The organism is Novosphingobium sp. (genome assembly GCF_027489515.1).
Taxonomy (GTDB): domain Bacteria; phylum Pseudomonadota; class Alphaproteobacteria; order Sphingomonadales; family Sphingomonadaceae; genus Novosphingobium.
Genome location: NZ_JAIXZS010000001.1, coordinates 1 through 10,078, shown reverse-complemented (window position 1 = coordinate 10,078; position 10,078 = coordinate 1). Strand labels below are relative to the sequence as shown.

General features: G+C 64.1%; 9 protein-coding genes. 7 read left to right on the top strand and 2 right to left on the bottom strand.

All coding sequences use genetic code 11. From position 1 onward, the window contains the following. From ileS to Q0082_RS00035, 3 genes are all read left to right on the top strand, one after another. Nucleotides 1–2,601 (top strand): isoleucine--tRNA ligase (ileS, locus tag Q0082_RS00045; protein ID WP_298188481.1); only part of this gene is annotated, 2,601 nt, incomplete at its 5' end. Then, the gene (gene lspA / locus Q0082_RS00040; protein WP_298188479.1) at nucleotides 2,598–3,131 is read left to right on the top strand and encodes a signal peptidase II; all 534 of its coding nucleotides are present in this window, start codon (nucleotides 2,598–2,600) and stop codon (nucleotides 3,129–3,131) included. The genes ileS and lspA, both read left to right, overlap by 4 nt. After that, entirely contained in the window at nucleotides 3,131–3,544 is a 414-nt protein-coding gene (locus Q0082_RS00035; protein ID WP_298188475.1) for a DUF3035 domain-containing protein, read from the top strand. Before lspA ends, Q0082_RS00035 begins: the two co-directional genes overlap by 1 nt. A gap of 108 nt (nucleotides 3,545–3,652) precedes the next feature. On the opposite strand, the gene Q0082_RS00030 is transcribed toward Q0082_RS00035, so the two are convergent. Next, nucleotides 3,653–4,978: a hemolysin family protein gene (locus tag Q0082_RS00030; protein ID WP_298188474.1), complete on the bottom strand. Its 1,326-nt coding sequence runs from the start codon at nucleotides 4,976–4,978 to the stop codon at nucleotides 3,653–3,655. Nucleotides 4,979–5,135: 157 nt separating this feature from the next. On the opposite strand from Q0082_RS00030, the gene Q0082_RS00025 reads away from it, so the two are divergent. The 3 genes from Q0082_RS00025 (at nucleotide 5,136) to Q0082_RS00015 (ending at nucleotide 7,705) form a co-directional block, all read left to right on the top strand. Further along, complete coding sequence (locus Q0082_RS00025; protein ID WP_298188472.1) at nucleotides 5,136–5,828, top strand: OmpA family protein; 693 nt, start codon at nucleotides 5,136–5,138, stop codon at nucleotides 5,826–5,828. A gap of 79 nt (nucleotides 5,829–5,907) precedes the next feature. After that, the gene (locus Q0082_RS00020) at nucleotides 5,908–6,909 is read left to right on the top strand and encodes an aldo/keto reductase (RefSeq protein ID WP_298188471.1); all 1,002 of its coding nucleotides are present in this window, start codon (nucleotides 5,908–5,910) and stop codon (nucleotides 6,907–6,909) included. 406 nt (nucleotides 6,910–7,315) lie between these two features. Next, nucleotides 7,316–7,705 carry a hypothetical protein gene (locus Q0082_RS00015; RefSeq protein WP_298188469.1) on the top strand — a complete coding sequence of 130 codons (390 nt, stop codon included), beginning with the start codon at nucleotides 7,316–7,318 and terminating at the stop codon, nucleotides 7,703–7,705. Between the two features lie 82 nt (nucleotides 7,706–7,787). Here the strand turns inward: Q0082_RS00015 and Q0082_RS00010 are convergent, their stop codons facing one another. Beyond that, nucleotides 7,788–8,564 (bottom strand): 3'(2'),5'-bisphosphate nucleotidase CysQ, encoded by a 777-nt coding sequence (locus Q0082_RS00010; RefSeq protein ID WP_298188467.1) that lies wholly within the window; start codon nucleotides 8,562–8,564, stop codon nucleotides 7,788–7,790. 231 nt (nucleotides 8,565–8,795) lie between these two features. On the opposite strand from Q0082_RS00010, the gene sucC reads away from it, so the two are divergent. Then, nucleotides 8,796–9,995, top strand: coding sequence for an ADP-forming succinate--CoA ligase subunit beta (gene sucC / locus Q0082_RS00005; RefSeq protein ID WP_298188464.1), 1,200 nt, complete (start codon nucleotides 8,796–8,798; stop codon nucleotides 9,993–9,995). Nucleotides 9,996–10,078 lie beyond the last annotated feature (83 nt).

Below are 10,078 nucleotides of genomic sequence, written 5' to 3'. Positions count from 1 at the left end.
GGCCTGCCCATCGAGTGGAAGGTCGAGGAAGAGTACCGCAAGAAGAAGAAGAACAAGGACGAGGTTCCGCCGGTCGAGTTCCGCGCCGAATGCCGCGCCTATGCCCAGAAGTGGGTGGACGTGCAGCGCGAGCAATTGAAGCGGCTCGGCATCAATGGCGATTGGGACCACCCCTACCTGACGATGGACCCGGAAGCGGAAGGCACCATCGTTGCCGAACTGCTGAAGTTTGCGGAAAGCGGCCAGCTTTATCGCGGCGCGAAGCCGGTGATGTGGTCGCCGGTGGAGAAGACCGCGCTGGCCGAGGCGGAGATCGAATACGAGGATATCGTCTCGACCCAGATCGACGTGGCGTTCGAGATTACTGAGGCTCCGAATTGTCCTGAGCTGGTGGGTGCCTATGCGGTGATCTGGACGACAACGCCGTGGACGATCCCGGTGAACCAGGCTTTGGCTTATGGGCCGGAGGTTGGATACAGCCTGATCGAACTCGATGGCCGCCGGTTCGTAGTTGGGGCAGAGCTCATCATCCCATTCCTCCGTCGAATGAGTGGCTCGCTCGGTCGACCATTCGAGGTAGTGGCCGATGAAGCGAAGGTTCTCGATCTTCCGGGGACCGATAAGCAGTTCGTTTGGGGCAAAGCTCTGGCCGGAACCATCTGCCGCCACCCGATGCACCATCTCGGCGGGTTCTTCGCCAAGCCGCGCCCGATGCTGTCCGGCGATTTCGTCACGACCGACAGCGGTACGGGCCTTGTCCATATGGCGCCGGACCATGGCGAGGACGACTTTGCGCTGTGCAAGGCCCACGGGATCGAGCCGGTGTTCGCCGTGCTGGGCGATGGCAAGTACCGCGAGGACTGGGGCTGGCTCGGCGGGCAGGGCTCGGTGATCAATCCCAAGTTCAATGCGCCGGACGGCCCGATCTGCTTGGGCCTGCGCGAGGCTGGCGGCCTGCTCGCGGCGAGCGCGGACTACAAGCATTCCTACCCGCATTCGTGGCGTTCGAAGGCCAAGGTGATCTATCGCTGCACGCCGCAGTGGTTCGTGCCGATGGACCGTCCGGTCGATATGCCGCACGCCGAAAGCCGGGCGGAGAACCGCTGGGACAACGAGGGCGGCGCGCTGGAGCATCCGAACGCAACCCTTCGCAAGATCGCGGTGCAGGCCATCGCCGAAACGCGCTGGGTGCCCGAAAAGGGCCGCAACCGCATCGGCGCGATGGTCGAGGGGCGGCCGGACTGGGTGCTTTCGCGCCAGCGCGCGTGGGGCGTGCCGATCACGCTGTTTGTTGATCGCAAGAGCGGCCAGTACCTCGCCGATCCCGCCGTCAACGCGCGGATCGTGGCGGCGGTGCGCAGCGGAGGCGTCGATGCGTGGAGCGAGGAGCGCGCGCAGGAGTATCTTGGCAGCGAGTACAAGCTCGAGGACTACGAGCGCGTCACCGACATTCTCGACGTGTGGTTCGATAGCGGCAGCACGCATGCTTTCGTGCTCGAATCGGGCCGGTGGCCCGATCTGCTGCGCCCGGAAGGCTACACCGGCCCCCATGCCGATCTCTATCTCGAAGGCAGCGACCAGCATCGCGGCTGGTTCCAGTCCTCGCTGCTGGAAGCCTGCGCCACGCGCGGCCATGCGCCCTACAAGGCGGTGCTGACCCACGGCTTCACCATGGATTCCAAGGGCATGAAAATGTCCAAGTCCTTGGGCAACACGATCTCGCCGATCGATCTGATGAAGGAATATGGCGCGGATATCTTGCGGCTCTGGGCGCTGTCTGTCGATTTCACCGAGGACCACCGGATCGGGAAGGAAATCCTTCAGGGCGTGGCGGACCAGTACCGCAAGCTGCGGAACACGTTCCGCTATCTGCTGGGCGCGCTGGAAGGGTACGACCACGAGGCGGAACGCGTGGGTGTGGACGAGATGCCCGAGCTTGAGCGGTACATTTTGAACCAGCTTTTCCATCTCGACGTCACGCTCGACGCTGCCATCAAGAACTTTGACTTCAACACCTACACTCGGGCCCTAACGGACTTCTGCAACGAGGACCTCTCCGCGTTCTTCTTCGATATCCGCAAGGACTGCCTCTATTGCGATGCGCCTTCGGACCCGAAGCGTCGTGCCTATCGCACGGTGCTCGATGTGCTGTTCCATGCGCTTGTTCGCTATGCCGCGCCGGTGCTGGTGTTCACAGCTGAAGAGGTGTGGGGCACGCGTTTCCCCGATGCAGGTAGCGTGCACATGCTAAGTTGGTTCAAGTCCGATCTGTTTGTCCACGATCCCGCTCTGACTGCGAAGTGGGATGAGCTGCGTGGACTGCGGCAAACGGTCAACGAAGCCATCGAGCCGCTGCGCCGCGAGAAGGTGATCGGATCGAGCCTGCAGGCCGAAGTAACCGTGCCCTCGAGCGCGCCGGAAGCTGACCTCGCCGAACTGTTCATCACCGCGCAAGTGATGCGCGGGCAGGGCGAGGAGGTGATCATTACGCCGACCACCCTGCACAAGTGCGGCCGCTGCTGGCGGCACCTGCCCGAAGTGACCGAGGACGGCGCGCTGTGCGCCCGGTGCGACGATGTTGTGGCGGGGCTGCCGGCATGAGGAGCCCCGCGGCCTTGCGCGCGGCCGGTTTCGGTCTGGCGCTCGGCGTCTTCGCGCTGGACCGGGGGATCAAGGCTTTCGTGGCGGGGCCGCTCGATCTGCAGGCCGTTGGCCTCGTCAAGCTGCTGCCGTTCTTCGATCTGCGCTGGACGGAGAACTACGGCGTTTCCTACGGCATGTTCACCGCAGATTCGAGCGAGACCAAGCTCGTGCTGCTGGTGATGACCGGCCTCATCGCGCTGGGTGTGGCCGTGTGGATGCTGCGCGAGAAGGTGTTCGGTGAGATTGCCGCGCTGGCGCTGGTGCTGGGCGGAGCGCTCGGCAACATCTATGACCGCTTCATGCGCGGGTTCGTGATCGATTATGCCGATCTGCATATCGGCCAATGGCGGCCGTTCCTGATCTTCAACCTCGCCGATGCGGCGATCACCCTCGGCGTGCTGATACTGCTTGCCCGGTCGCTGCTTTCGCGCGAAAAGCCCGCGCAACCGGCGGATGCGAATGATGATACCGTCACGGAGACTGTTTGATGCGTAAGGCCCATACCATCCTGATGCTTGCCGGCGGCGCCATGCTGCTCGGTGCCTGCTCGCAGGGGGGCTCGCTGTTCAACCGGATCCGGCCCGACGAGTTTGCAGTCAGCCGGCAGGCCCCGCTGGTGGTGCCGCCCGATTTCTCGCTGATGCCGCCCAACCCCGGCGCGCCGCGCCCGCAGGATCTCGATAGCTCCAAGCAGGCGCTCGATGCCCTTTTCGGCGGCCCGGCGCCGCGCAGCACGGTGGAAACCGATACGCTGGGCAAGGCGGGCGCTTCGGCGGTCGGCATTCGCAGCGTGGTCGGCGATCCCAAGACCAAGACCGTGGCCAAGGGCGCTGCGGTGCGCGACGTGCTCGCCGCGCCTGAAGGCGATGGCCGCGAGGCCCGGGCCAGCACCGCAGGCTGATTTCCCTTATTTCGTCATTGCGAGCGCAGCGAAGCAATCCAGAGCGTCATGCGAACCGCTCTGGATTGCTTCGCTACGCTCGCAATGACGAGGTTTTTGGGCTCGACCTTAACCGTCCAGCATGGCTGATACTGCGACCGGTTTGACCTTGCTCGCCAGCAGCTTGTCGATCTTCCGGCCGTCCATATCGACCACTTCAAAGCGCCAGCCCTGATCGTGGAAGTGCTCACCCTCGGATGGCAGGCGTTTTAGCACCGAGAGCGCGAAGCCGGCGGCGGTAGCGAAATCGCGGTCGTCAGGGAGTTCGATCCCCAGCCGGTCGGCAAGCGCATCGGCAGGCAGCGCGCCTGAGAGGAGCAGCGAGCCGTCCTCGCGCTCGACGATCATCGGCGCATCGCCTTCGTCACCATGAGCGACGAAATTGCCGACGATGGCATCGAGCAGATCGGCGGGGGTGACGATGCCTTCGAGATGGCCGTACTCGTCGTGGACCAGTGCGATGGCGATTTCGGCCTGCTGGATCACGCGCAGCGCGTCCATCGTGTCGAGCTGGTCGGGTACGATCGCGGGCTTCTTCATCAGGCGGCTGAGCATGACCTTGCGGCCGCGCAGGAGGACCGAGAGCACATCGCGCACCTTGACCACGCCGACGACGTTGTCGACCGAGCCGTCTGCCACGAGCAGCAGCGAGTGCGGGCTGTCGGCAATCGCGGCGCGCAGTTCGGTCTCGGGCGCTCGGCGTTCGATCCAGTGGAGTTCGGTGCGCGGGGTCATCACTTCGCGCACGGGGCGATCCGCCAGGCGCATGATGCCGGTCATCAGCGCGCGCTCGTCTTCCTCGATCACGCCGGAGCGGGTGGCCTCGGCAAAGATCATGTGGAGCTCTTCTGCGGTGACGTCCTGCTCGCTGGTGCGGTTCACGCCGAACAGGCGCAGCAGCAGCGAGGAGGAGCTGTCGAGCGTCCAGACGAACGGCGCGGTGACGCGGGCCATCAGCAGCATCGGCGCGGCGGCGACGATGGCAATGGGCTCCGCGACGCGCAGGGCGAGCTGCTTGGGGACAAGTTCGCCGATGACAAGGCTAAGGTAGGTCGTGACGGCGATGACAAGCACGAAGCCGACCGACGGTGCCCATTCGGCAGGCAGGCCCAGCGCGGCGAGGCGCTCGCCAGTGGGGCCGCCGAGGCTGGCGCCGGAGTACGCACCGGCGATGATGCCGATCAAAGTGATGCCGATTTGCGCGGTGGAAAGCAGTTTTCCGGGGTCTGCCGCAAGTTCGAGGGCGAGTTTCGCGCCCTTGCTGCCGCCTTCCGCCGCGACCTTGAGCCGCGCGGGACGTGCCGAGACGATCGCCAGTTCCGTCATGGAAAACAGGGCGTTGAGCAGGACCAGCCCAAGGATGATGAGGGCGTCGGGCCAAGGATAGGGTGTCACGTTTTTGCGGCTAGCAGATTTGCGCTGCCGCATGAAGGCCTGCTATTCGGCTACCGTTCAGGATAAAACGGCGAATAGGCCTGACGGAACCGCAAGAGGCGGCAGTCGTTCAATTAAGGGGACACTCGCAGGAGAGTCCGTTCACAGGGGAAGTACCATGAAGATCCGGCGCGTTCTTGTCTCCAGCCTTTGCGCTGTTTCACTCATCAGCCTTTCGGCCTGCGTGACCGATCCCAACACTGGCCAGCAGAAGGTTTCGCGCACCGCGATCGGTGCAGGCGGCGGCGCGCTGGCGGGCCTGCTGCTCGGCGGCCTGATCGGTGGCGGCACCGGGCGCATCATCGGCGCGGGCATCGGCGGCGTGGCCGGCGCGGCGGTCGGCTATACCTACGACAAGCAGATCAAGCAGCTGCGCGAACAGACCGCCGGCACCGGCGTCGATGTCACCCCGACCGATGGCGGCAAGGCGATCCTCGTCAACCTGCCCAACGGCGTGACGTTCGACACCGACAGCACGGTGATCAAGCCCGCCTTCCGCGACACGCTCGACAAGGTGGCGCAGAGCCTCGTGCAGTACCCCGATTCGTTGATCGACGTGTACGGCTACACCGATTCGACCGGCTCGGAAGCGTACAACATGACGCTTTCGCAGAACCGCGCGCGCGCTGTGGCCGACTACCTTGCCTCGCGCGGGGTGAACCCCGGCCGCGTCCGTAGCCAGGGCTATGGCGAGACCAACCCGGTTGCCTCCAACGCCACCGAAGAAGGCCGTTCGGCCAACCGCCGCGTGGAAATCAAGATCGTGCCGGTGACGCAGGAAGACGTCGCTCGCGCCCGCCAGGGTCAGTGATAGAGTGAAATAGACCTTCCCAGCCGGGTTGACGCCATGTCGACCCGGCTGGCATCGCTCCGTCCAAAGGAGCGCTTTGATGACCTTTACCCGCCGCACGATTGGTGCCCACGAGACCAACCCCATCGGCCTTGGCTGCATGTCGCTGAGCTGGGCCTATGGCACGCCGCCGAGCGACGAGGACGGCAAGAGCCTGCTCTCCCGCGCGCTCGACCTCGGTTACGACCACCTCGATACGGCGCGGATCTATGGCGATGGCCATAACGAGACGCTGATCGGCGAGGCGCTTTCGGGCCAGCGCAACCGCTTCTTCCTTGCGAGCAAGACCGGCATCATTGTCGACGGCAAGGCGCGGCGGATTGACTGCAAGCCCGAGACGATCCGAGGCGCACTCGAAACCTCGCTGCGGCTGCTCAAGACCGATCACATCGATCTCTACTACCTGCACCGCCGCGATTTCACCGTGCCGATCGAGGAATCGGTGGGCGCGCTGGGTGATCTGGTGCGCGAGGGCAAGATCGGCGGGATCGGACTTTCGGAAATGTCCGCCGAGACGGTGCGCCGCGCGCATGCCGAGCATCCGATTGCCGCGCTGCAAACCGAATATTCGCCGATGACGCGCAATCCGGAAATCGCGGTGCTGGAGACCTGCCGCGAACTGGGGATCACGTTCGTGGCGTTCTCGCCGGTGTGCCGGGGGCTGCTGGTGGACGAGCGGCCCGATCCCGCCGTGATGCCCAAGGGCGATATCCGGCCGAACATGCCGCGCTTCCAGGGTGAGAACTGGGCGCACAACCTGAGCCTTGCCGAGCAGTTCGCGGCTTTGGCGGCGCGCGAGGGCGTGACGGCGGCGCAGCTGGCCCTTGGCTGGGTGCTGGCGAAGGGCCCGCATGTGGTGGCGATCCCCGGCACCTCGCGGCAGGATCACCTCGCCGAAAACATCGCGCGGTGGGACTGGGAACCTTCGGCGGCGCTGGTGGCCGAGGTGGACGCGCTGATCAATCACCAGACCGTGGCAGGGCACCGGTACGGTCCGGTGATGCAGGCGACGATCGATACGGAAGAGTTCGAGGCGGCTTAGGTTTGCCTCGGGCGGTTTTTCGCCTCCGGCGGGCAAGGGCCATCGCCCTTGCATCCCAATAACTTTTCCATCTCGTCATTGCGAGCGTAGCGAAGCAATCCAGAGCGAGTGTGTGCCGCTCTGGATTGCTTCGCTACGCTCGCAATGACGAAGGGTGGGGATCAAAGGCATATCCCTTTCCGTCACCCCATGCTTGACACGGGGTTGGGCTGTTTTTCCGGCGCAGCGTCCGAAAAGAAAAGCCAAGGCCCGGATCAAGTCCGGGCCGACGATTCTGTCTGGTATCAGTTGGCCCTAGTGAGCCTGAGAGGGTTGAACGACCGTTTGCGCCCACTAGCGGACGTCGCTCCTGCCGTTGCTCATGCTCGCGGTAAGCTCTACTTTCACGAGCGCATTGGGGATGAACATGAAGCGCGGACTGAAAATCATTTGGAGGTCGATAGCCGCGTTGCTGGTCCTCACCATCGCAGGAGTATTCTTCCTGATCACTAATTACGAACTGCATAAAACGGATTGCGCCTACCTTTCAGACCGCAAAAAGCTCGATCTTCTCCGCCTTGCGCATGCTCAATCTATTGCTCGCTCCCGACCGCAAGACGTCGAGAACTTGTGCCTCGTACCGACTCTACACCACCGGTCGATCTATACTCGTGATGATCCTGATTACTCGGTATATGTTGATCTCGTTGAGAGTGGGACCGGCAAGAAAAAGTGGGAGAAGCATCTTTTTGCCGACTGTGACATCGAGACTTGGGGTGGTGGCGAAAACTCGACCCACCCTGCGGACGAGATGTGAGCACTGACCGCTCACTACCCAAAAACAGCCCTATAGCTCAGGGATGCAAGGGCAACGGCCCATGCCCGCCGGAGGCCTCTTTCTAAGCCATCCGACTTGCCCGCTCGGCCAGCCGGTCCACCGCCGCAGCGTGAATCGCAGGTGCCGCCGCCAGCAGCCCGAACGCACGCGGATCCCGCTTGTTGTATGCCAAGGGTGCGCCGAAGGCATCGCTCACTGCCGCGCCGGCCTCGCGGGCGATCAGGGCGGCGGCGCCGATGTCCCATTCGTAGCCCCAGCGCAGCGTGGCGAGGAGGTCGGCTTCGTCGGCGGCGACCATGGCGATGCGGAGCGCAATGGAATTGGGTTTGTCGACGAGGACGAGGTCGTGGTCGACGCGGGGGAGGGCGTCGGCGGGGACGCGGGCTCCGGTGAGGGACAGGCGGTTGCTGGCGGTGATGGGGAGATCGTTGCGGTGTGCGCCTTGTCCGGCGATGGCCTGCCAGTACTCTCCACGTGCAGGGGCATCGAGCGCGCCGATAAGGGGGCGGCCTTCGGAAATGAGCGCGACGGAAACGGCCCAGCCGGGGCGGCCGCGAACGAAATCGCGGGTGCCGTCGATGGGATCGACCAGCCAGCACAGGCCCTTGTCGAGGCGCGATGGATCGTCGGCGGTTTCCTCGGAGAGCCAGCCGGCGGAGGGCAGGAGGGCGCCCAGTTCCTGCTTGAGGTAGGTATCGACCGCGAGATCGGCGGCGGAGACGGGGTTGTTCGGGGACTTGTCCCACACTTCGAGCGCGTGGCCGTGGCCGGGCCAGCTGGCGAGGGCCAGGCGTCCGGCTTCGGCCATGATGGCGCGGAAGCGGTCGAAGTCGATCATTGGCTTTGGCGATGCGGGTTTGGACGCGGGAGCGCAAGGGGCTCTCGGGGTTAGCGGCCAGGCAATGCATTCGTATTCGGCCATGCCGACGCCATGCAGGCGGGGAATGCATCGGTGCAGGTGCGATTGGGGTGTGCGAACCCTTTTCAAGGGCTTGGTCGTGTGCTTTAGGCAGCGCGACCTGCCGGGTTCAAACCGCTTGCTCTCATTCTCTCATTGCGGGGATCACGCATGAACGTTCATGAATATCAGGCCAAGGAATTGCTCGCCAAGTTTGGCGTCGGCATTCCGGCGGGCATTGCTGCCCTGACCGTGGAAGAAGCGGTTGCCGCCGCGAAGCAGCTGCCCGGGCCGCTCTATGTGGTGAAGGCGCAGATCCATGCAGGCGGGCGCGGCAAGGGCAAGTTCAAGGAACTCGCCCCCGATGCCAAGGGCGGCGTGCGGCTTGCGAAGTCGGTCGAGGAAGTCGAGGCGTTTGCCAAGGAAATGCTCGGCAACACGCTGGTGACGGTGCAGACCGGCGCGGCGGGCAAGCAGGTGAACCGGCTCTATGTGACCGACGGCGTTGATATCGCGAAGGAATACTACCTGTCGATGGTGGTGGACCGGGGCACTGGCCGCGTTGCCATGATCGTCTCGACCGAGGGCGGCATGGACATCGAAGAGGTTGCGCACTCGACGCCTGAGAAGATCGCCACGATCACCATCGATCCGGCGCAGGGCTTCATGCCGCACCATGGCCGCGCCGTGGGCTATGCGCTGAAGCTGACAGGCGAGCTCAACAAGCAGGCCGCGACGATCGCCAAGCAGCTCTACACCGCGTTCATGGCGCTCGATTGCGACATGCTGGAGATCAACCCGCTGGTGGAAACCAAGGACGGAAACCTGCTCGTCCTCGACACCAAGATGAGCTTCGACTCGAACGCGCTCTATCGTCACCCCGAGGTCGTCGCGCTGCGTGACGAGACCGAGGAAGATCCGGCGGAGATCGAGGCCAGCAAGTACGACCTCGCCTACATCAAGCTCGACGGCAACATCGGCTGCATGGTGAACGGCGCTGGCCTTGCCATGGCGACGATGGACATCATCAAGCTGAACGGCGAATTCCCCGCCAACTTCCTCGACGTGGGCGGCGGCGCGACGACCGAGAAGGTCACGGCGGCGTTCAAGATCATCCTGCGCGATCCGGCGGTGAAGGGCATTCTCGTCAACATCTTCGGCGGGATCATGAAGTGCGACATCATCGCCGACGGCATCGTTGCCGCGGCGAAGGAAGTGAACCTGCAGGTGCCGCTCGTCGTGCGCCTTGAAGGCACCAACGTCCAGCAGGGCAAGGACATCCTTGCCAATTCGGGTCTCCCCATCGTCCCCGCCAACGACCTTGGCGATGCCGCGCAGAAGATCGTGGCCGAAGTCCGGAAGGTTTCCTGATCCATGAGCATTCTCGTCAACAAGCACACCAAGGTCATCACCCAGGGCATGACCGGCAAGACCGGCGCGTTCCACACGCAGGC